The sequence below is a fragment of the Pantoea sp. CFCC18179 genome, assembly GCF_059412405.1.
Window position 1 is genome coordinate 274,858 of sequence record NZ_JBNBPM010000004.1, and the last position, 21,565, is coordinate 296,422.

Genomic DNA, 21,565 nt, shown 5'->3' on the forward strand with positions numbered 1-21,565 from the left:
CCTTATTGCACCAATTTTCCTCATCATCCGCGAGGCGAGTCATGGTAACATAGCTAAACGCGAGTAATAACGATAACCATTATCAAATTGCGTTACCCAGGTAACGATGTTGAACATTGAAGGTTTAGACGCTATGCGCCAGTTCCGCGCATTGGCAGGTTCAGGGATTCTGCTAATGCTCCTTATCGCTCTCAGCCTGATGCTGGGGGCAAAATCGATACCGCTTCCCGATGTTTATCATTCGCTTACCACCTCCTGTCACAGTGCGGAATGTGTGATTGTGCGCGATGCGCGCCTGCCACGCACGCTAGCCGGTTTGCTGGCGGGCGTCGCGCTGGGCTTGGCTGGCGCATTGATGCAAAGCCTGACGCGCAACCCGCTGGCCGATCCCGGCATTCTGGGTATCAACGCCGGTGCCAGTTTCGCGGTGGTGATTGGCATTGCGCTATTTGGTGCTGACTCTCCAGCGGATTGGCTTGGTTTCGCCTTTGGCGGCGCGCTGCTGGCGTCATTGCTGGTGGCGATGACTGGTGCGATTGGCGGCGGGCGCGTTAATCCGGTGCGTCTGACGTTAGCGGGCGTGGCGTTGGGGGCGGTGCTGGAAGGATTAACCTCGGGTCTCTCGCTGCTCAATCCCGACATCTATGATCATTTGCGCTTCTGGCACAGCGGTTCGCTGGATATCCGCAATTTTGCCGTGTTACGCACCTTGTTCCCGGCAGTACTGGTCGGCAGCGTGCTGGCGATTTGTCTGTCGCAGGCGCTGAACAGTTTGAGCATGGGCGGCGACATGGCGACCGCGCTCGGCACGCGGGTGGCACGCACGCAACTGCTGGGATTGCTGGCCATTGCGTTGCTGTGCGGCGCAGCGACAGCCGCCGTTGGCCCGATAGCCTTTATAGGCTTGATGACGCCGCATTTTGCCCGCTGGTTGGTGGGCAACGATCATCGCTGGATGCTGCCTGCCACGGCGCTGATCACGCCCATTTTGTTGCTGGCGGCGGATATTATTGGCCGTTTGCTGGTGGCGGGCGAGTTGCGGGTTTCCATCGTCACCGCGATGCTTGGTGCGCCGATGCTGATTGTGCTGGTGCGGCGCAAATTAGGGCGAGGTGGCTTATGACGCGCCGCGCCGGGATACATGCATTATGGCTGTTGCTTGCCTGCGGCTGGCTGGCTTATCTGGCGATGACGCGCGGCGCGTTGCCGATCAGCGGCGAACAGATCTGGCAAATGCTGACTGGCGGAGGTGCCAGCAACGTCAAACTGATCGTGCTGGAATGGCGCTTACCGCGCGTGTTGATGGCATTGCTGATTGGCGCCGCGCTCGGTATCAGCGGGGCCATTTTCCAGTCGTTGCTGCGAAATCCGCTCGGCAGCCCAGATATTCTCGGCTTCAATACTGGCGCTTACAGCGGTGTGCTGGTGGCGCTGGTGCTGTTCAATCAAAGTATTACGGCGATGACCAGCGCGGCGCTAATCGGTGGCATCGCGACTGCGGCGTTGGTGTATCTGTTTGCTTGGCGTAACGGCGTGGAAACTTTCCGTCTGATCATTGTTGGCATCAGCGTGCGTGCGTTGCTAATGGCGTTGAATGCATGGCTGATTATCAGTGCATCGCTGGAATCGGCGCTGAGTGCCGGTTTATGGAGCGCCGGCTCGCTCAACGGCATTACGTGGGCGAAAACGCCAGCGGTGATTGTGGTGCTGTTGCTGGCATTGGCGCTGACGGCATTACTGGCGCGACGTATGCGTTTGCTGGAGATGGGCGACGATACAGCGTGCGCGCTCGGCGTGCCGGTGGAACGCAGCCGGATGTGGCTGATGCTGATTGGCGTGGTGTTAACCGCGGCTTCGACGGCGTTGGTCGGCCCGATTTCATTTGTTGCACTACTGGCACCGCAAATTGCCCGTCGTCTCGGCGGTGGATTGCCGCTGGCGGCACTGTGTGGTGCGCTGTTGCTGATCGCCGCGGACTTCGCCGCACAGCATCTGTTCTTGCCCTATCAATTGCCGGTCGGCGTGATTACCGTCAGCCTCGGCGGAATTTACTTGATTGCTTTACTGGTGCGGGAGGCGCGACGCCAATGATTGATATTCCTTCACGTCTGCGCGGCGATAACCTGACGCTGGGCTACGACAAAAAAGTGGTGGCAGAAAATCTGTCGGTGGCGATCCCCGAAGGTGAGCTAACGGTGATTATTGGCCCCAACGCCTGTGGTAAATCGACGCTGCTACGAACGCTAAGTCGTTTACACACGCCAATCAAAGGTGAAGTGCTGCTGGATGGCGAGGCGATTGCCCGTTATCCCACCAAAGAGGTGGCGCGGCGTCTGGGTTTGCTGCCGCAAAGTTCCAATGCTCCAGCGGGCATCAGCGTAACCGAGTTGGTGGCGCGTGGACGCTATCCGCATCAGGCGCTGTTTGGTCGTTGGCGTGAAGAGGATGAAATGGCGGTGCAGCAAGCGATGCAGGCAACCGGTGTGGCAGATTTGGCGCAGCAAGCTGTGGATACCTTATCGGGAGGGCAGCGCCAGCGCGTGTGGATTGCCATGGTGCTGGCGCAGCAAACGCCGTTGCTGCTGCTGGATGAGCCGACCACCTGGCTGGATATCACCCATCAAATTGAGCTGCTGGAGTTGATGCAGAAATTGAACCAGCAACATGGGCGCACGCTGGTGGTGGTGCTGCACGATCTCAATCACGCCTGTCGTTATGCTACGCATTTGATTGCGATGCGCGCTGGCAAGATTGTCGCTGAGGGGAAACCGGCGGAGATTGTTACGCCTGAGTTGATTGAGCAGGTGTATGGCTTACGCTGCGTGATTGTTGATGATCCGGTGGCGCATACGCCGATGATTGTGCCGTTGGGAAGCGGGCGCTAGGAAGGGAGGTCACCATAAATGGCTACCCTACAAAATTGCACCAAAACATCGTAGGGTCGCCATTTTTGGCGACCTTCTATCGAATTACCTCAATAACCGCTGCAACAACGGCCCAATCTGCTCGAACATTTGCGGTGAAATGATCTCCACGTGCGCACAATCCATCGGCCACACCTCCAGCTCATCAACATAAGGCGCCCAGGCGCGGCGCGCATCTTGCCCTGGCTGCTGCGTTTGCTCGGCGAGGAACAGCGTGGCGCGCCCGTTGAAACGCGCACTGCGCGCCGTGGCTAGCAGGCGTACGGAGCTGGCGTAATTGGCTTCAATGCTATCGAACATTGCGCGCATCTCTTCGCCGGCTTGATGACGTTGAGCAGCAATAAACTGTTCACGTTCGCGATTCACCTCTGCCAGCACCGCCGGATCCAGCACATTCTCACCGCGCTTTTCATCCCAGTTCTGCGTTTCTGGTGGCCACGTATCCAGCAGGCCTAAAAACGCCACTTCTTCGCCCGCTTCGGTCAACCGCGCTGCAATGCCTTGCGCCAGCGTGCCGCCAAGTGAATAGCCGAGGAAATAATACGGTCCGTGCGGCTGCACTTCGCGCAGGGTTTTTAGATGCGCCTCGCACACCTCATCCAGATGGGCACTTTGATTCAGCGGGCTATCGGTATTCGGTGATTGAATGCCGACCAGTGACCAACGCGTATCGAGATAGCGTTGCAGGATACTGAACTGCCAGGCAAAGCCGGAAGCGGGATGGAAGCAGAACAGCGTCGGTCCGTCACCTTGGCGCAGCGGCAGCAACGCTTCAAATCCAGCCTGCTGATGCGATTGTGCATCACCGAGTAACGTCGCCAGTTTTTCCACCGTTGATGCCACCATGATTTGCCCCACCGACACCGGCTGTTGCAGTTCACGACGCAATTGCGCGGCTAAACGCATCGCCAGCAATGAATGGCCGCCAAGGGCGAAAAAGTCATCCTGCGCACTGATGGTTTCACGCGCCAGCAGTTGGCAGAACGCCTTAGCTAACAGGGTTTCTAGCCCGGCATGCGGTGCGCGTCCAGCGTGAGTTGCAGGCGATTGCGGCAATGGCAGCGCTTTGCGATCCAACTTGCCATTGCTGCTGAGCGGGAACGCATCCAACTGCACAATCGCCACCGGCACCATGTGTGCAGGCAAGCGCTGCGCCAATGCATGGCGTAGCGCTTCACCATCAACCGGTTGCGCGGCGATCACATAACCGACCAACTGGCGCGCATCACCTTGCGCGGCTGCGCCACCCAGCACCACCGCGTGCGTCACCGCTTGCTCAATGCCGGGTTGCGCGCTCAGCACATGGTCAATTTCATTTAGCTCGATGCGTTGACCACGAATTTTAAGCTGATCGTCGCTGCGGCCAAGATATTCCACCGCGCCGTTATCCAGCCAGCGCGCCACGTCGCCGGTAAGATACATGCGTTCACCGGGACAGAACGGATCGGCGATAAAGCGGCTGGCGGTCAGTTCGGGCTGGCCGAGATAACCGTGCGCCAGTTGCACGCCGGTTAAATAGAGATCGCCTGCGACGCCAGGCGGCACCGGTTGCATGCGGGCATCCAGAATGCGCAGACCGGTATTCCACACTGGGAAACCAATCGGCACGCTGGCACCTTCAACTGCGGCTAGCGCTTCGCCAAAGGCCGGATACCAGCTGACATCCACCGCGGCTTCAGTTGGGCCGTAAAGGTTGTGCAGCGGCACTTGCGTCAATGTTTCCCATTCGCGTGACAAGTCGGTTGGCAGCGCTTCACCGCTACAAAATACGTTACGCAGGCTAGCGCAGCAGGCAATCGCCGGTTGATCATCAAGCGCCGCCACAAAGGCCGCCAGCATCGAGGGTACGAAGTGCGTGGTGGTGACTTTGTAGCGGGCAAACAGTTGTTGCAGCGCTTCAGGATCGCGATGCGCTTCGGGCGGCGCCATCACCAATTGCGCGCCAACCAGCAGCGGCCAGAAGAATTCCCACACTGAAACATCGAAGCTGCTCGGGGTTTTCTGCAGAACCACATCATCGGCTTGCAGCGGATAGTGATCCTGCATCCACAGCAGGCGGTTGACGATGGCTTCATGGCCAACCAGCACGCCTTTTGGCCGTCCGGTCGAACCCGAGGTGTAAATGATGTAGGCGCCATCTTGTGGCGTCGGCGCGCTGGCGGGCGGCGTGGCGTTGAGGTTGCTGTACAGCGCATCAAAATGCTGTTGCTGCACCGCTGCAATGGCGTTAAAACGCGCGCTGAGTGCCGCGCAAGTGATCAGGGTTTTCGGTGTGGCATCTTCCAGCATTAGCTGTAAACGCTCATCCGGATAGCCGGTATCCAGCGGCAAATACGCAGCGCCGAGCGACACAATCGCCTGCAACGCCAGCGAAAGTTGCACCGAACGCGGCAGGGCAACCGCGACGATATCGCCACGCTGCACACCGGCAGCAGTAAGATCGGCTGCCAGTGCAAACACTTGCTGCTGCATTGCGCGATAGCTTAATTGATGATGTTCATCGGCCAATGCTGGCGCATCCGGCGTGCGTTCAGCTTGCTTAGCCAACAACGATGCTAACGTCTCCGGCGGCAGCGGATAGGCGGTTTGGTTGATGTCCGCGATCTGTGCATGCTCTTCATCGGTGAGTAGATCGAGCTCGCCGCACGGGCGTTGTGGCTGTTCGGCCAATTGTTCCAGCAACAGTGCAAAGCGGCTGGCATGGCGCTGCAAAGTGGCTTCGCTATAGCGCTCGGCATTGGCGAGCAACTCCAGTGTCAACTCGCCGTGTTCACTGATATAAATCGCGATTTCTAAGTCGCGCACCGGCCCGGAAGCCAGCTGGTGAGTGATGCCTTCGACGCCATTGAAATCAAGTTGATAATCAAACATCTTCAAATTGATCACTGGGCCATATAGCGGATCGCCATCGCCGAGACGCCCCAGATCGCGCTGCACCTGTTCCGCATCATAGCGCTGGTGGCGGCGCATCTTTTTCACTTCGCCCGCCAGTTGTGCGGCGAGCGCGCTGAGCGGTTGCGTCGGATCGTAATGCACCGCCATCGGCAGCACGTTGATCACCGGGCCGGTAGCACACAACGCCGCCGAGCCGATGCGGCGCATAAAGATAAAGCCCGCCGCAAAGTCGTTTTGACCGCTGAGACGCGCCAGCCACAGAGCGACCAACGCAAAAGCCAGATCGGCGGCGCTGGATTGCGGATGTTGCTGCGTCAGCGTGTGGAAGGTGGTGCGATCCAACGTGACGCTGTGGCGCAGCAAATCGGTGCTGGCATGTTGTCCAGCCAGCGGCAGTGGCGAAATCGAAGCCGGTGAGGGCAGCGCTGCGCCTTTGTCACGCCAGAATTGTCCGTCACGCGCATACGACGACGATTCGCGATAGCGCTGATACTCTTCAACCACTTCACTGAACGGAATAAACGGCGTTGGCTCGGCGGCTTGCTGGCGTAGCGCCGCGCTATACAAATTGGCGATGCGGCGTGTCAGCGCGGTAAAGCTGAAACCGTCTACCACCAAATGGTGATAACGCTGATACCAGAACCAATGTTGATCATCGAGACGGAACACGTGGTGATGCCACAGTTTTGCGCCGCTGAGTACGCGTAGATCGCCATTCATGTCGTCGCGCATCATGTTGCGCGCGGTGGTGGCGGCATCCATTTCGTCGCGCAGATCGATAATCTGCGGCGGATGAAAATTTTGTGGCTGTGACCACTGCACCGCTTCGCCTTCAATCTCGCCAAACGCCATGTTGAGCGTATCGGCTTCCTGCATGCCCGCGACGATGGCCTCAGCCAGCAAGGCGCTGTCGATCTCGCCACGCAATTCAACATAATGCGCTACCGCATAGGCGTTGTGGTGCGGCGTTAATTGATCGGCGATCCAGATGCCGGGCTGTGCCGCCACTAATGGCAGGGTTTGTTGGTCAGTCATATGAGGATTCATCAAAGATTCGGACATGGTTGCTCCGTTGTGCGCCACAGCGCTTGTAAGCCACTGAGCAGGCCGCCGCGCCAGCAGAGCGCGTCATGGCCGCCTTCTACCGGCAGGTAATTCACCTGATAACCGGCCGCGTGCAGTCGCTGTTGCAGCTGTTGATTGGCTTGCAAAATCAAGCCTTCGCGTTTGCCGGCTTCCAGCCAGAAACGCAGCGGATAACGCGGTGCGAGGCCGCTCTCCAGCGCCTGTAAAAGCCAGCCGTGCGGATTGCCGCGTTCCGGCCACCAGAAAGAACCAGAAAGGCTAAGCGCATTGCCGAAGATTTCCGGCCAGTGCAGCGCGGCAAAGACTGACGCGAGGCCGCCAAAACTTTGCCCGGCAACCACGGTGCTGTCGGCTTGCTGGCGATAGGGCGTGGAGCGGGCAATCTGCGGCAGCAATTCTTGCTGCACTGCTTGCCAGAATGGGGCATGGCACGGCAGTTCACGGCTGCGATGTTCGCGGTCAATGATGTCGATAAACACGTACACCGCGGGCGGCAACTGACCTTCATCAGTGAGCTGTTGCAACGGTCCAGCGATCGGCATGCTGTGCGCCCAAAATTGCCCATCGAGCAAAATTGCCAGCGGGCGCTGTGTAGCATCCGCTTCGCCGCTGGTGTAGATCCATACCTTGCGGCTATTGCCGAGAATCGCGCTATGCCACTCAATTTCCTGTAAAGGCATCGTCGGCGCGTTGCCGTTGTCGATCGCTTGCCAAATCTGTTGATCGGGTGCCTGCGGCAGATGCAGCGGCGATACGTTCATGCCACGACCGCCGGACCAGCCGCGCAGCGAATTGAGCGGGTCTGCTTGTGCTGTGGGGAATTTGTCGCGCCACCAGTTACGCAAATTGGCCATGTCCGCTTCGCCGGAAAAGTCCGTGGCTTGTTGATCGGGCATCAAGCAGTAGCTGCCGCGCCAATTGGCGGGCAGCGAGGTTTGCCAATACCACACGTTGGTACCGGAGACGCGCATCAACGATTGCGGTGGGCGGCGCTGGTGGTGATCGGTCACGCCGGTGATGTTGATCCATACGCGCTGCGTCGCCGATTGTCTTTCATCCCCCTGCGGGTCGCGCCAGAAGAAGGTGACCTGACACTGGCCATCTTCAGCTAACTCAATACGGGGAATGCCTTGGGATTGTTGCGCCTGCCACCAGGCTTCACTGCCGGTTACATCATTTCGCCAGGTCATAGGGCTGCCAGTTGCGGTTGTCGCGAAGATTTACATAAGCTTGATGGATAATACTATTGATAATTATTTGCATTTGCAATAGGGTGGCTGCGCTCAAAAGAGCACGCCTGTTCCGCCCAACACTTACCCATTCGGTAAGGTTGCGCTACGGATGGTTTGAAGGGTTTGGAACGCGGCGCGATATGGACAGGGATCTTCTTACCGGCTCGCCAGCTACGCATCCAACCGCTTCAACTGGCCATCCAGGAACGCAAAAATGAAAAATTATTCACGCTTATCATTAGCCATTCTGATTGAACTGGGGCTCAGCGCCTCACTGCTTTCCAGCAGCGTTTGGGCAGCAGACACTTCTTCCAGCAAGACTTCAGCCAGCAGCGAAACATCCTCCACCGACGGCGGCACGTTGATGGTTACTGCGCAGCAGCAAAACCTGCAAGCGCCGGGCGTCTCGACCATTACCGCCGACGAAATTAAAAAGCATCCGCCTGCACGCGATGTGTCGGAAATCATCCGTACTATGCCGGGCGTGAACCTAACCGGTAACTCGACCAGCGGCCAACGCGGCAATAATCGCCAGATCGATATTCGTGGTATGGGGCCGGAAAACACCTTGATCATGGTGGATGGCATGCCAATCACCAGCCGTAACTCGGTGCGTTTAGGCTGGCGTGGCGAGCGTGATACGCGTGGCGATACCAACTGGGTGCCGCCGGAGATGATCGATCATATCGACGTGATCCGCGGACCGGCCGCAGTGCGTTACGGTAACGGCGCGGCGGGCGGCGTGGTGAATATCATCACCAAAAAACAGACCGACCAGCAGTGGCACGGTTCGTGGAACACCTATTACAACGTGCCAGAACACAAGGCGGAAGGGGCGACCAAACGCACCAACTTCAGCCTCGAAGGTCCGCTGGGCGATGATTTCAATTTCCGTTTGTACGGCGGTTTAGCCAAAACCCAGGCCGATGCGTATGACATCAACGAAGGGCATGCGGCGGCGCGTACCGGCAGCTATGCGGGCAGTTATCCATCGGGTCGTGAAGGTTCGGTTAATAAAGATATCAATGCCTTACTCAGCTGGGCATTTGCGCCGATGCAAACGCTGGAGCTGCAAGCGGGTTACAGCCGCCAGGGCAACTTGTATGCTGGCGATACTCAAAACACCAACACCAGCGCGCTGGTGAAAAGTCTGTATGGCGATGAAACCAACCGCCTGTATCGTCAAAACGTGGCGCTGAAGTGGACCGGTGCATGGGACAACGGCGTGAGCACCAACACTTACGCGCGTTACGAGAAAACCCGTAACACCCGCATTAACGAAGGATTGGCGGGCGGTACCGAAGGTATCTTCTCCAATAGCGGTTTCAACACCATTCAATTGGATGATTTGCTGCTGCACAGCGAAGTCAGCATTCCGTTCGAATGGCTGATCAATCAAACCGCTACGCTGGGCACCGAATGGAACCAGCAGCAGATGAAAGATCCTTCATCGACGACTCAGGCAGCCAATTACGGTGCGGTGCCGGGCATCTCGAATACCGGTCGCAGCCCGTATTCACAGGCAGAAATCTTCTCGCTGTTTGCCGAAGACAATATGGAGCTGACCGACAGCACCATGCTGACGCCAAGCCTGCGTTTCGATCATCATTCGATTGTTGGCAACAACTGGAGCCCGTCGCTCAACCTGTCGCAAGGTTTGGGCGATGACTTCACGCTGAAGATGGGCATCGGACGTGCTTATAAAGCGCCAAGCCTGTATCAAACCAACCCGAACTATTTGCTGTACAGCAACGGCCAGGGTTGTGCCGCCAGCACCGGCGCGTGTTATCTGCAAGGCAACTCAGACCTGAAAGGCGAAAACAGCATCAACAAAGAAGTTGGGCTGGAGTGGAAGCATGAAGGTTATCAGGCGGGCTTGACCTGGTTCCGCAATGATTATCGCAACAAGATCGAAGCGGGTTATGCGCCATCGGGCAAAGCCTCAAATGGCACCACCGATATTTATAAATGGGAAAACGTACCGAAAGCGGTGGTGGAAGGGCTGGAAGGTACCGTAAACGTACCGTTCTCAGACAGCGTGACGTGGAATAACAACTTCACCTATATGCTGCAAAGCAAGAACAAAGAGACCGGCGATCGTTTATCGGTGATTCCTGAATACACGCTGAACTCGACACTGAGCTGGCAGGCGACGCAGGATCTGTCGCTGCAAACTACCTTGACCTGGTACGGCACGCAAACGCCGAAGAAGTATGATTACAAAGGTCAGCCGGTAACCGGCAGCGCGGCGGATAAAGTCAGCCCTTATTCAATAATCGGTATGAGCGGCACCTACGATATCAACAAGTACGCCAGCGTGACGTTGGGCATTGATAACCTGTTTGATAAGCGCCATTACCGTGAAGGCAATGCGCAAACCACCGGCAATGCGACGACCGGTGCCTATCTGTATGGCGCGGGAGCGAATACCTACAACGAATCAGGCCGTACCTATTACATGAGCCTGAATACCCACTTCTAACGGCATTTAGCCAATCAGTTGATGCGGTAACGTGCAGCGGGCAATCAGTCCGCTGCACTCTTCACGATTAATCAGTTCCAACTTGCCGCGATGCATCTGCACGATGCGCAGCACGATGTTCAAACCTAAGCCGCTGCCGCCATAACGTTGATCGCGCCGACGAAACGCCTGAGTTAACTCTTCAGCCGCCGAAGCATCAATGCCAGGCCCGTGATCCCATACTTCGATGATGGTTTGTTGCTTATCCTGCTGCATTTTCACCGTCACTTCGCTGCCTTCCGGGCTGTAGCGCGAGGCGTTTTCCAGCAAGTTGCGCAGCATCAAACGCAGTAACACCGCTTCGCCTTGCTGCGGCACATCTTTGCTCTGAGGCCAATGCAGCGTTTGCTGACGCTGCTGATACAGCTCGGCCATTTCCGGTATCAGCGGATGCATGATGTCTTTTTGCCACAACAATTGCTGGTAATGGCCGCCCGCCAGCGCTTGCCCGGCGCGTGATAGCATCAGCAACTGCTCAACGGTGTGCATCAACTGATCGATGCGTTCAATCAGCATTTCGCTTTGCGGCACATTTTGTTGATGCAGCAATTCAAGATGCAGGCGCAATCCTGCCAGCGGGGTGCGCAGTTCATGCGCCGCATCGGCGGTGAATAAGCGTTCTTGCTGGAGCGTGTGATCGAGTCGCGAGAAAAGTTGGTTGATCGACGACGTTACCGCCACGATCTCATCCATTTCAGAATAGATCGGCAGCGGTGTTAAATTATCGGCTGAACGATGTGCCAGGCTATCTTGCAGCGATCGCAGAGGACGGATGATCCAGTTGATCGCCCAGAATGACAGCAGCAAGGTCAGCGCGACCATCACAAGTGAAGGCAATAACAGCGAGGCGATGGCCTCACGAATTTCGCCTTCCACGCGTTCATTGCGCGCCTGCGCAGAGAGGGTTTCATTGACTAAAAAGCTGATCTGTTCGCGGCTTTCGTGCCATAGCCACACGGCGCTCATCACCTGACAGGTGAGGAGAATCAGCGCCAGCATGATCAGTAACCGCTGACGCATGCTGTTCATTCGCGAATTTCCAAACGGTAGCCGACGCCGCGCACGGTTTTGATACGATCTTTACCCAGTTTGCGGCGCAGATTGTGGACGTGAACTTCCAGTGTGTTGGATCCGGGATCGTCGTTCCAGCTATACAGATCTTGTTGCAAGGTTTCACGGTGCACGTTTTGACCCACGCGCATCAGCAAACGCGTCAACAGCGCGAACTCTTTCGGCGTGATTTCCAGCGGAATGCTTTCCAGCAACACCTGCTGCGAACTCAGGTTAAGCGTCAGATCGCCTTGTTGCAGCAGGTTATCGCTGTGACCTTGATAGCGACGAATCAGCGCCCGCACGCGTGCCTGTAACTCAACCAGTGCAAACGGCTTCACCAGATAATCATCGGCGCCGGCATCTAAACCATCGACGCGATCCTCGAGCGCATCGCGCGCCGTGAGAATCAATACCGGTACGGCGATGCCATCGCGGCGCCATTGACGCAGCAATGATGCACCATCACGATCCGGCAGACCCAGATCGAGCACGATCAAACTGTATTGGCCGCTGCGCAGCAACGCGTTGCTTTCCGCCGCGGTGGTGGCGCAGTCAATGGCGTAACCTTGCGCAGTTAACGCTTGCGCAAGGCCCGATTGCAACAGTGCATCATCTTCAACTATCAGCAGTTTCATTAGTTGTTCTTGTTGATATCCGTATAGAGGCGGCTTTCAAAACGTACCAGCGGAATGCGGCGCGTTTTCTGATCTTCCGGTGGCACAGCGTAACCGGACAGGAACTGCACGAAAGCCACGCGCGCGCCGCTCGAAGTAGTGATGAATCCAGCCAGATTATAGACGCCTTGCAGTGAACCGGTTTTCGCCGACACTTTACCATCCAATCCGGCTTCGTGCAGACCGCCGCGATATTGCAGCGTGCCGTTGTAACCGGCCAGCGGCAGCATCGAGATGTAGTCGAGCGTTGCATCGTTTTTGGCGATGTATTGCAGCACTTGCATCATGGTGTCCGGCGCGATCAAATCGTGACGCGACAAACCAGAACCATCAACCTGAATGCTGTTGCCGAGATCAACGCCGGCTTTTTCACGCAGGATACGTCGCACCGCATCAGAACCAGCACGGAAGGTGCCCGGTACGTTGAAATAGTGGTGGCCAATGGTGCGGAACACGGTATCGGCGATCATGTTGTCCGATTTTTTCAACATGGTGTGCAGCAAATTATGCAATGGCTGCGATTGCGTTGAAGCAAGCACCGTGCCCGGCGAGGTCACTTGCGACTGACGCACTAAATGCCCGCTGTAATCGATATCGGCGGCACGCAGCTCGGCTTTGAGAATCTCACCGGCCCACGCCGCACCATCTTGTACCGCAAACGCCAGCGGCAACGGCTCTGAACGTTGACGCATACAGCCGGTTAAGGTGTAGCGATTGAGTTCACCAGGCACGACATCCAGCTCGCAATATTGTCCATCGCCGCTGTTACGTCCAATGGTGCGCACCTGACTGAACATATGCGCCGGATAATAGGACGCGATGCGCACAAAGGCGTTTTCGCCCGGCGTATTGGCGCTGTACAGCGAAACTGAGAAGCAGTTTTTATCAACGATAGCCGCGCCCGGCGGTGCACTGAAGCATTGCGTTAAGTCATTCCACGGCCAACCCGGCGCCATGTCGTGGCTGGCAAATACGGAGGTGTCGACCACCAAATTGCCTTTGATATGGTTGATACCTTGCTTTTTCAGCGCGGCGACCATATTGCGTAGATCCTGGCGGCTTAAGGTTGGATCGCCGCCAAAGCGCGCCACCAAATCGCCATTCAGCGTGCCATCACTGATCGCGCCTTTGGTTTCCATGGTGGTCTGAAAACGGAAGTCAGGGCCGAGTTCCAGTAATGCTGCCAATGCCGTGACCACTTTCATGGTACTGGCCGGTAGCGCCATTTGTTTGCCGTGGTAATCGATGATCGGAGTGGATGCGCCGACTTTTTGTACCATCAGCGCCAGGTTTGCGCCGTCGGGCAAATACTGCATGTATTCTTCAACGGGAGCTGCTTGTGCCTGCAGCATAAACGCACAGGTTAGTCCGGTAACAAGTCGTGAAAATCGCATAATCTCGCGGTAACTAGCGGGTGAAGGCGTCAATACTACGTCCCCGGACGGTGCAAAGTAAACGATGACCCACAGGGAACTCTGGGGTAAAATACGTATCAAAATGCAAAACCGAACCTGACCCGGAAAGCTTTCCGGGTCAGGCTTCTTTTGCTTGTGAAAAGAGGTAACGCGCCGCAGAAGCTGTTTTCTGCTGTCACCGGTCAGGATGACGCCGTTAACCAGGATAGATGACGAGGAGCCAAAAATGAATCAGATTCCGATGACGTTGAAAGGCGCTGAGAAGCTGCGCGAAGAGCTGAACGAACTGAAATCCGTGAAGCGTCCGCGCATTATCGCCTCCATCGCCACAGCCCGTGAGCACGGCGATTTGAAAGAGAATGCCGAATATCATGCGGCTCGCGAGGAACAAGGTTTTTGCGAGGGTCGTATTCAGGAGATCGAAGCTAAGCTCTCTAATGCGCAAGTGATTGATGTTACTGCAATGCCGAAAACCGGCCGCGTGATTTTTGGCGCAACGGTGAGCGTGCTCAATCTGGATACGGATGAAGAGTTCACCTACCGCATCGTGGGTGACGATGAAGCTGACTTCAAGCAGAACCTGATTTCAGTGAATTCGCCGATGGCGCGTGGTTTGATCGGTAAAGAAGCCGATGATATTGCTATCGTGAATACGCCTGGCGGGAAAGTGGAATATGAAGTCCTGAAGGTGGAATACCTTTAAGATATTGCTACGCTTTGAAATATGTCGCTGCATATTGTAAAGAAAGGAAAAAGGCCGCATTGCGGCCTTTTATCCCATGCAGGAGCGTGGCACTTTCTTTGCCCGTCGCCGCCTTTAAAGGCATGATTAACGCGGAAGAGTGATTTTGCGCTCTTTAGCAGGGCGATACAGCACCAGCGTGTTGCCGATGACCTGTACGTTGCTTGCTTTGGTTTCACGTACGATTGCGTCAACGATCAGCTGCTTGGTTTCACGATCTTCCGAGGCAATTTTTACCTTGATCAATTCGTGATGCTCGAGCGCCAGTTCGATTTCGGCGAGCACGCCTTCGGTCAAGCCATTACCGCCCAGCATGACAACCGGCTTAAGCGGATGGGCAAGGCCTTTCAGGTGCTGTTTTTGTTTGGTACTCAGATTCATCGTATTTTTTGCTTACTCAGGGATTGAAAACGGTTCATTCTACCGCCATCTCGGGTATATCGCCAAATCAACGCGACCATTGCGTGCTGATTTATCGCTACGATGACGATTTAATTGGAAAAATTATGACGGGTAAAAAGCGTTCGGCCAGTTCCAGTCGCTGGCTTCAGGAACACTTTAGCGATAAATATGTGCTGCAAGCACAGAAAAAAGGGTTACGTTCGCGTGCCTGGTTTAAACTTGAAGAAATTCAGCAGGGTGACAAGATTTTCAAACCCGGTATGACGGTTGTCGACTTGGGTGCTGCACCCGGCGGTTGGTCGCAATATGTGGTACAGCTTATTGGATCAAGTGGTCGTATCATTGCCTGCGATCTGTTACCAATGGACCCGATTGTTGGCGTTGATTTTTTGCAGGGCGATTTTCGTGACGAAGCAGTGCTCAATGCCTTGCTGGAGCGCGTAGGCGACCAAAAGGTGCAGGTGGTCATGTCTGACATGGCGCCGAACATGAGCGGTACACCGGCGGTTGATATTCCACGTTCGATGTATTTGGTAGAATTGGCGCTGGAAATGTGCCGGGATATCCTGGCACCAGGCGGCAGTTTTGTAGTGAAAGTGTTTCAGGGAGATGGCTTCGATGAATACCTGCGGGAAATTCGCTCCCTGTTTACGAAAGTGAAAATTCGTAAGCCGGACGCTTCGCGATTACGTTCGCGCGAAGTGTACATTGTGGCGACGGGGCGCAAACTGTAGCCCGAATGACTGGAATCAAAGCAAGACGACCAATGCGTTTACTCTGATGTCTAATTCTGAATTAAGAGTAAACAAGCAAAATCATCCGCACTGCGATTCCAGGTATGAAGGATCTATAGTACCCTACGCTGTCTGTTAACATCGTTGTAATATGAGGTTAATCCCTTGAGTGACATGGCGAAAAACCTGATTCTCTGGTTAGTCATCGCGGTCGTGCTGATGTCTGTATTCCAGAGCTTTGGGCCCAGCGAGTCGAATGGCCGTAGGGTTGATTATTCAACTTTCCTATCGGAAGTGAACCAAGATCAGGTCCGCGAGGCACGAATTAACGGGCGTGAGATTAACGTTGTCAAAAAAGACAGCAATAAATACACCACCTATATCCCCGTCAACGATCCTAAGTTACTCGATAACCTGTTGACTAAAAACGTCAAAGTAGTGGGCGAACCGCCGGAAGAACCAAGCCTGTTGGCTTCAATCTTCATCTCCTGGTTCCCAATGCTGCTGCTGATTGGCGTGTGGATCTTCTTTATGCGGCAGATGCAGGGCGGCGGCGGCAAGGGCGCGATGTCCTTCGGCAAGAGCAAAGCCCGCATGTTGACCGAAGATCAGATCAAAACCACGTTCGCTGATGTGGCCGGTTGTGATGAGGCCAAAGAAGAAGTCGGTGAGCTGGTTGAGTACTTACGTGAGCCGAGCCGTTTCCAGAAACTGGGCGGCAAAATCCCGAAAGGCGTCCTGATGGTCGGCCCTCCGGGTACCGGTAAAACCTTGCTGGCGAAAGCGATAGCTGGCGAAGCGAAAGTACCGTTCTTCACCATCTCAGGTTCTGACTTCGTAGAAATGTTCGTCGGTGTCGGTGCGTCTCGTGTGCGCGACATGTTCGAACAAGCGAAGAAAGCGGCACCGTGCATCATCTTTATCGATGAAATCGATGCGGTTGGTCGTCAACGTGGTGCCGGTTTAGGCGGTGGTCACGATGAGCGTGAACAAACGCTGAACCAGATGCTGGTTGAGATGGATGGTTTTGAAGGTAATGAAGGCATCATCGTTATCGCCGCAACTAACCGTCCAGACGTACTTGACCCAGCGCTGCTGCGTCCAGGCCGTTTTGACCGTCAGGTTGTGGTTGGCTTGCCAGATGTGCGTGGTCGTGAGCAGATCCTGAAAGTGCATATGCGTCGTGTGCCATTGGCAACGGATATGGATCCTTCTGTTATCGCACGTGGTACGCCGGGCTTCTCTGGTGCGGATCTGGCGAACTTAGTCAACGAAGCTGCCTTGTTTGCTGCTCGCGGCAATAAGCGCGTGGTTTCGATGGTTGAGTTTGAAAAAGCCAAAGACAAAATCATGATGGGTGCGGAACGTCGCTCCATGGTGATGACCGAAGAGCAGAAAGAATCTACGGCGTATCATGAAGCCGGTCACGCTATCGTCGGTACTTTGGTGCCAGGTTACGATCCGGTGCACAAAGTGACGATTATCCCACGCGGTCGCGCGTTGGGTGTGGCGTTCTTCTTGCCGGTTGGTGATGAGATCAGCGCTAATCGTCAGAAACTGGAAAGCCGTATTTCGGTGGCTTACGGTGGACGTCTGGCTGAAGAGATCATTTACGGTCCGGATTATGTTTCAACCGGTGCTTCTTCTGACATCAAAATGGCAACCAGCGTAGCACGCAACATGGTTACGCAGTGGGGCTTCTCTGAGAAGCTGGGTCCATTGCTTTATGCTGAAGAAGAGGGCGAAGTGTTCCTCGGCCGTTCAGTGGCTAAAGCGAAACACATGTCTGATGAAACGGCGCGTATTATCGACCAGGAAGTTAAACACCTTATCGATACGAACTACCAACGTGCTCGCCGTATTCTGAATGAAAACATGGACATCCTTCACGCGATGAAAGATGCGCTGATGAAGTATGAAACCATTGATGCGCCGCAAATCAGCGATCTGATGGCACGCCGTGAAGTGCGTCCGCCAGCAGGTTGGGAAGAAGCGAAAGTTGCTGTGGGTAACGGTGACTCTACGCAGGCCCCACGTCCTGTTGATGACCCGAAAACACCGGGTTCTGACAAGGTTATGTGATGGCAAGCTAGCGTGATGTGCATGCATCCGCTAGCGTTACAGCTCGCACTGATGGTTATAATGCAAACCCCGGCAAGTCCGGGGTTTTTCATTTTTAGATTTAGCGATCCCTGCAGGAGATTTTCACCATGAAGTTGTTTGCCCGTGATTCCCATCTCGATCTCTCTTTTCCCCATGTGATGGGCATTTTAAATGTCACGCCAGACTCCTTTTCTGATGGTGGAATCCACAACACACTGGTTGATGCGCTGACACATACCAACGAGATGGTAAATGCAGGTGCCACTATCATTGATGTTGGTGGTGAATCAACTCGTCCGGGCGCGGATGAAGTCAGCGTAGAAAAGGAGCTGGAGCGCGTAATTCCAGTGGTGGAAGCCATAGCGCAGCGATTTGAAGTATGGATTTCCGTCGATACGTCGAAAGCTGAAGTGATTAAGGAAGCGGCGCGAGTGGGCGCTCACATCATTAATGATATTCGCTCTTTGTCCGAGCCAGGCGCGCTGGTTGCAGCCGCAGAAACCGGCTTGCCCGTATGTTTGATGCATATGCAAGGTGAACCGCGCACCATGCAGCAAGCGCCGGAATATCAGAACATTGTTAGCGAAGTGGACGCTTACTTCGCTGCACAGATCGCCCGTTGCGAAGCCGCCGGGATAAAAAAAGATAATCTGCTGCTCGATCCTGGCTTTGGTTTCGGTAAGAATCTCAGCCACAACTATGAACTGTTGGCACATCTGAGTCACTTCCATCATTACGGTTTGCCGTTGCTGGTGGGGATGTCACGTAAGTCGATGATTGGCCAACTGTTAAATGTCGGTCCAGGGCAACGCCTGACCGGAAGCCTGAGCTGTGCGGTGATTGCTGCTATGCAAGGGGCACAAATTATTCGCGTGCATGATGTGAAAGAGACTGTCGAAGCGATGCGCGTTGTCGAAGCGACACGGAGAGCAAAAGGATAAAGGCATGAGTAATCGTAAATATTTCGGTACAGATGGTATTCGCGGCAAAGTCGGTGAAGCACCGATTACCCCTGATTTTGTTCTCAAACTGGGTTTCGCCGCCGGTAAAGTGCTGGCGCGTTCTGGCTCCAGGAAAGTGTTGATTGGCAAAGATACGCGTATTTCTGGCTACATGCTGGAATCGGCATTGGAAGCGGGTTTAGCGGCCGCGGGGTTATCTGCGGCGTTTACCGGACCGATGCCAACTCCAGCGATTGCTTATTTGACGCGTACTTTCCGCGCCGAAGCCGGCATTGTGATTTCGGCTTCGCATAATCCGTTTGATGATAATGGCATTAAATTCTTCTCTGCCGAAGGCACGAAATTACCTGACGAAGTGGAAGAAGCAATCGAACTCGAGTTGGAAAAGCCAATTACCTGCGTGGAATCCGCCGAACTGGGCCGTGCCAGCCGTATTGTCGATGCGGCGGGACGTTACATCGAGTTTTGCAAAGGCACATTCCCCAGCGAACTGAGCCTCAACGGCTTAAAAATTGTAGTGGATTGCGCGAACGGCGCGACCTATCACATTGCGCCAAATGTGCTGCGCGAGCTGGGTGCGAAAGTGATCGCGATTGGCGTTCAACCAGATGGCATGAACATCAATAAAGAGTGCGGTGCGACTGACTTGCGCATGCTGCAGGCGCGCGTGCTGGAAGAGAAAGCCGATTTGGGTTTGGCTTACGATGGTGATGGCGACCGCATCATGATGGTTGATCACCTGGGCCAGAAGGTTGATGGCGACCAGATTCTCTACATCATCGCGCGTGAAGCATTGCGCCAGGGCCAGCTGCGCGGCGGCGTGGTTGGCACCTTGATGAGCAACATGGGACTTGAGCTGGCGTTGAAGCAGTTGGGAATTCCCTTTACGCGCGCGAAAGTGGGCGATCGTTATGTGCTGGAAAAAATGCAGGAGAAGGGTTGGCGTATGGGCGCGGAGAATTCCGGGCACGTCATCCTGCTAGACAAAATCAGCACCGGCGATGGTATTGTAGCAAGTTTGCAAGTACTTACTGCAATTGTACGCAACCACATGACACTGCATGATTTGTGTAGCGGTATGAAAATGCTGCCGCAAATTTTGGTCAACGTGCGTTTTGCGGGTGAGCATGATCCGCTGGAAAGCGACAGCGTGAAAGCGGTGACTGCCGAAGCGGAAAAAGCTCTGGCGGGCCGTGGCCGTGTGTTGCTGCGCAAATCGGGCACTGAACCGCTGATTCGTGTGATGGTGGAAGGTGAAGATGAGGCTCAGGTCACCGAATTGGCCCATAAAATTGCCGATGCGGTAAAAGCGGTTTAAGGCATAAAAGGCGGAGGGGTTTTCACCTTTCCGCCTGCAAAATCACCGTGATGGTGCTTTTTTCCGCAATCGAAAGCGTTGGTGAAAATTGCACTTGCAGAGGTATGTGCCATTGGTTAGTATTCACACCCGCTTCTGATGGGTGATGACGAAACTCCCCATCGATATTGGTTGAAGCTTTAACTGTGCAGATAACGCGCAAGGAAACAGGTTGATTATGTACGAAGCTCTGTTAGTTGTTTTCCTTATTGTAGCGATTGGCCTCGTGGGTTTGATCATGCTGCAACAAGGCAAAGGCGCTGATATGGGAGCCTCATTCGGTGCGGGCGCTTCTGGTACGCTGTTCGGTTCAAATGGGTCTGGCAACTTTATGACTCGCATGACCGCAGTACTGGCTACGCTGTTCTTCATCATCAGCTTGGTTCTGGGTAACCTGAACAGTAATAAAACAGCCAAAGGTAGTGAGTGGGATAACCTCACTGCGCCGGCGCAGTCTGAACAGCAGACTCAGCCAGCTAAACCGGCAACCCCGGGCAACGATATCCCGCAGTAAGATCGTCAACGCTGTAGTGCGACAACACAACGTCGCAGTCTAGTGCAGTACCGAGGTGGTGAAATTGGTAGACACGCTACCTTGAGGTGGTAGTGCTCGAAAGGGCTTACGGGTTCAAGTCCCGTCCTCGGTACCAAATCTCAGTTTAACTTGCATTTTTTGCAAGGTCGGCGTATTATTCGCCACGTTTTCGGACGCGGGGTGGAGCAGCCTGGTAGCTCGTCGGGCTCATAACCCGAAGGTCGTCGGTTCAAATCCGGCCCCCGCAACCACTTTCCCTTAGAGTTCTTTTTCAAATATACTGTATGCATCGACGGACGCACTCTCAGTGAGTTTTGAAAAAAATTCTTTTGGATTTGTGCTCCGAAGCCGCTATGCGGCGTACAGGGTCCAGTCACAAAAAGCCCCGAATATTCGGGGTTTTTTGTTATCAGGAAATCGAAACACTGGGCTATAGGCCCTTTTTTTATGTCTTGGGGGTGGGCTTGTCCACATTAGAGCAAAAATTGACAGAGTTGATCTCTGCTCCAGTAGAAGCGCTTGGCTACGAATTAGTCGGTATCGAGTTTATTCGTGGTCGCACATCAACCTTGCGCATCTATATTGATAGTGAAGAGGGTATCAATGTTGATGATTGCGCCGATGTTAGCCACCAGGTCAGCGCAGTAATGGATGTGGAAGATCCTATTACCGTGGCTTACAACCTTGAAGTTTCCTCGCCGGGTCTCGAACGTCCTCTTTTCACTGCTGAACACTATGCACGTTTTGTCGGTGACGAGGTGAGCCTGGTACTACGCATGGCCGTACAAAACCGCCGTAAATGGCAGGGCATTATCAAGTCTGTTGAGGGCGAGATGATTACGGTGACCGTTGAGGGTAACGATGAAGTGTTCGCGCTGAGCAACATTCAGAAAGCGAACCTGGTCCCCCACTTTTAAAAGTCCGGATTGA

17 protein-coding genes and 2 tRNA genes are annotated in these 21,565 nt (G+C 54.8%); 13 read left to right on the forward strand and 6 right to left on the reverse strand.

Features of this window, described 5'->3' with window-relative positions:
• The first annotated feature begins 133 nt into the window (after positions 1-133).
• The 3 genes from fepD to ACPUC7_RS10815 are packed head-to-tail and all read left to right on the forward strand — an operon-like array spanning position 134 to position 2,885.
• Positions 134-1,123 carry a Fe(3+)-siderophore ABC transporter permease gene (gene fepD, locus ACPUC7_RS10805; RefSeq protein ID WP_494922993.1) on the forward strand — a complete coding sequence of 330 codons (990 nt, stop codon included), beginning with the start codon at positions 134-136 and terminating at the stop codon, positions 1,121-1,123.
• Complete coding sequence (gene fepG / locus ACPUC7_RS10810) at positions 1,120-2,091, forward strand: iron-enterobactin ABC transporter permease (protein WP_494922923.1); 972 nt, start codon at positions 1,120-1,122, stop codon at positions 2,089-2,091. The genes fepD and fepG overlap by 4 nt, the downstream gene beginning before the upstream one ends.
• A complete protein-coding gene (locus ACPUC7_RS10815; protein ID WP_494922924.1) occupies positions 2,088-2,885 on the forward strand; it encodes an ATP-binding cassette domain-containing protein in 798 nt (265 codons plus the stop codon). The genes fepG and ACPUC7_RS10815 overlap by 4 nt, the downstream gene beginning before the upstream one ends.
• A gap of 84 nt (positions 2,886-2,969) precedes the next feature.
• Here ACPUC7_RS10815 and ACPUC7_RS10820 read toward each other — a convergent pair whose 3' ends face one another.
• Together ACPUC7_RS10820 and fes are read right to left on the reverse strand one after the other, a co-directional pair.
• The gene (locus ACPUC7_RS10820; protein WP_494922925.1) at positions 2,970-6,881 is read right to left on the reverse strand and encodes an enterobactin synthase subunit F; all 3,912 of its coding nucleotides are present in this window, start codon (positions 6,879-6,881) and stop codon (positions 2,970-2,972) included.
• On the reverse strand, positions 6,866-8,095 hold the full coding sequence (gene fes / locus ACPUC7_RS10825) for an enterochelin esterase (protein WP_494922926.1): 1,230 nt from the start codon (positions 8,093-8,095) through the stop codon (positions 6,866-6,868). The genes ACPUC7_RS10820 and fes overlap by 16 nt, the downstream gene beginning before the upstream one ends.
• 256 nt (positions 8,096-8,351) lie before the next feature.
• On the opposite strand from fes, the gene ACPUC7_RS10830 reads away from it, so the two are divergent.
• Positions 8,352-10,619 (forward strand): TonB-dependent siderophore receptor, encoded by a 2,268-nt coding sequence (locus ACPUC7_RS10830; RefSeq protein ID WP_494922927.1) that lies wholly within the window; start codon positions 8,352-8,354, stop codon positions 10,617-10,619.
• A gap of 6 nt (positions 10,620-10,625) precedes the next feature.
• Here ACPUC7_RS10830 and pmrB read toward each other — a convergent pair whose 3' ends face one another.
• The 3 genes from pmrB to dacB are packed head-to-tail and all read right to left on the reverse strand — an operon-like array spanning position 10,626 to position 13,779.
• Entirely contained in the window at positions 10,626-11,687 is a 1,062-nt protein-coding gene (pmrB, locus tag ACPUC7_RS10835; RefSeq protein WP_494922928.1) for a two-component system sensor histidine kinase PmrB, read from the reverse strand.
• The gene (gene pmrA / locus ACPUC7_RS10840; protein WP_494922929.1) at positions 11,684-12,346 is read right to left on the reverse strand and encodes a two-component system response regulator PmrA; all 663 of its coding nucleotides are present in this window, start codon (positions 12,344-12,346) and stop codon (positions 11,684-11,686) included. Before pmrA ends, pmrB begins: the two co-directional genes overlap by 4 nt.
• On the reverse strand, positions 12,346-13,779 hold the full coding sequence (dacB, locus tag ACPUC7_RS10845; protein WP_494922930.1) for a serine-type D-Ala-D-Ala carboxypeptidase: 1,434 nt from the start codon (positions 13,777-13,779) through the stop codon (positions 12,346-12,348). Before dacB ends, pmrA begins: the two co-directional genes overlap by 1 nt.
• A gap of 247 nt (positions 13,780-14,026) precedes the next feature.
• Between dacB and greA the strand changes: the two genes are divergently transcribed.
• Positions 14,027-14,503 (forward strand): transcription elongation factor GreA, encoded by a 477-nt coding sequence (greA, locus tag ACPUC7_RS10850; protein WP_343554163.1) that lies wholly within the window; start codon positions 14,027-14,029, stop codon positions 14,501-14,503.
• A 126-nt stretch (positions 14,504-14,629) separates the two neighbouring features.
• Here greA and yhbY read toward each other — a convergent pair whose 3' ends face one another.
• Positions 14,630-14,923, reverse strand: a complete 294-nt coding sequence (yhbY, locus tag ACPUC7_RS10855; protein WP_494922931.1) for a ribosome assembly RNA-binding protein YhbY — start codon at positions 14,921-14,923, stop codon at positions 14,630-14,632.
• A gap of 125 nt (positions 14,924-15,048) precedes the next feature.
• Between yhbY and rlmE the strand changes: the two genes are divergently transcribed.
• The 8 genes from rlmE to rimP all read left to right on the forward strand — a co-directional run bounded on the left by rlmE (position 15,049) and on the right by rimP (position 21,552).
• On the forward strand, positions 15,049-15,678 hold the full coding sequence (rlmE, locus tag ACPUC7_RS10860) for a 23S rRNA (uridine(2552)-2'-O)-methyltransferase RlmE (protein WP_007886684.1): 630 nt from the start codon (positions 15,049-15,051) through the stop codon (positions 15,676-15,678).
• 174 nt (positions 15,679-15,852) lie between these two features.
• The gene (ftsH, locus tag ACPUC7_RS10865) at positions 15,853-17,760 is read left to right on the forward strand and encodes an ATP-dependent zinc metalloprotease FtsH (protein WP_343554161.1); all 1,908 of its coding nucleotides are present in this window, start codon (positions 15,853-15,855) and stop codon (positions 17,758-17,760) included.
• 128 nt (positions 17,761-17,888) lie between these two features.
• Entirely contained in the window at positions 17,889-18,722 is an 834-nt protein-coding gene (gene folP / locus ACPUC7_RS10870) for a dihydropteroate synthase (protein ID WP_494922932.1), read from the forward strand.
• Positions 18,723-18,726: 4 nt separating this feature from the next.
• A complete protein-coding gene (glmM, locus tag ACPUC7_RS10875; RefSeq protein WP_494922933.1) occupies positions 18,727-20,061 on the forward strand; it encodes a phosphoglucosamine mutase in 1,335 nt (444 codons plus the stop codon).
• 217 nt (positions 20,062-20,278) lie between these two features.
• On the forward strand, positions 20,279-20,614 hold the full coding sequence (secG, locus tag ACPUC7_RS10880) for a preprotein translocase subunit SecG (RefSeq protein WP_007886689.1): 336 nt from the start codon (positions 20,279-20,281) through the stop codon (positions 20,612-20,614).
• 49 nt (positions 20,615-20,663) lie between these two features.
• Positions 20,664-20,750 (forward strand) — tRNA-Leu (locus ACPUC7_RS10885).
• Positions 20,751-20,809: 59 nt separating this feature from the next.
• Positions 20,810-20,886, forward strand: a tRNA-Met gene (locus ACPUC7_RS10890).
• Between the two features lie 213 nt (positions 20,887-21,099).
• Positions 21,100-21,552, forward strand: coding sequence for a ribosome maturation factor RimP (gene rimP, locus ACPUC7_RS10895; RefSeq protein ID WP_137386838.1), 453 nt, complete (start codon positions 21,100-21,102; stop codon positions 21,550-21,552).
• Positions 21,553-21,565 lie beyond the last annotated feature (13 nt).

Bases quoted from the DNA above. Each gene is read 5' to 3' on its own strand.
- fepD (WP_494922993.1), top strand. From the start codon at position 134: ATGCGCCAGTTCCGCGCATTGGCAGGTTCAGGGATTCTGCTAATGCTC.
- fepG (WP_494922923.1), top strand. From the start codon at position 1,120: ATGACGCGCCGCGCCGGGATACATGCATTATGGCTGTTGCTTGCCTGC.
- ACPUC7_RS10815 (WP_494922924.1), top strand. From the start codon at position 2,088: ATGATTGATATTCCTTCACGTCTGCGCGGCGATAACCTGACGCTGGGC.
- ACPUC7_RS10820 (WP_494922925.1), bottom strand. From the start codon at position 6,881: ATGTCCGAATCTTTGATGAATCCTCATATGACTGACCAACAAACCCTG.
- fes (WP_494922926.1), bottom strand. From the start codon at position 8,095: ATGACCTGGCGAAATGATGTAACCGGCAGTGAAGCCTGGTGGCAGGCG.
- ACPUC7_RS10830 (WP_494922927.1), top strand. From the start codon at position 8,352: ATGAAAAATTATTCACGCTTATCATTAGCCATTCTGATTGAACTGGGG.
- pmrB (WP_494922928.1), bottom strand. From the start codon at position 11,687: ATGAACAGCATGCGTCAGCGGTTACTGATCATGCTGGCGCTGATTCTC.
- pmrA (WP_494922929.1), bottom strand. From the start codon at position 12,346: ATGAAACTGCTGATAGTTGAAGATGATGCACTGTTGCAATCGGGCCTT.
- dacB (WP_494922930.1), bottom strand. From the start codon at position 13,779: ATGCGATTTTCACGACTTGTTACCGGACTAACCTGTGCGTTTATGCTG.
- greA (WP_343554163.1), top strand. From the start codon at position 14,027: ATGAATCAGATTCCGATGACGTTGAAAGGCGCTGAGAAGCTGCGCGAA.
- yhbY (WP_494922931.1), bottom strand. From the start codon at position 14,923: ATGAATCTGAGTACCAAACAAAAACAGCACCTGAAAGGCCTTGCCCAT.
- rlmE (WP_007886684.1), top strand. From the start codon at position 15,049: ATGACGGGTAAAAAGCGTTCGGCCAGTTCCAGTCGCTGGCTTCAGGAA.
- ftsH (WP_343554161.1), top strand. From the start codon at position 15,853: ATGGCGAAAAACCTGATTCTCTGGTTAGTCATCGCGGTCGTGCTGATG.
- folP (WP_494922932.1), top strand. From the start codon at position 17,889: ATGAAGTTGTTTGCCCGTGATTCCCATCTCGATCTCTCTTTTCCCCAT.
- glmM (WP_494922933.1), top strand. From the start codon at position 18,727: ATGAGTAATCGTAAATATTTCGGTACAGATGGTATTCGCGGCAAAGTC.
- secG (WP_007886689.1), top strand. From the start codon at position 20,279: ATGTACGAAGCTCTGTTAGTTGTTTTCCTTATTGTAGCGATTGGCCTC.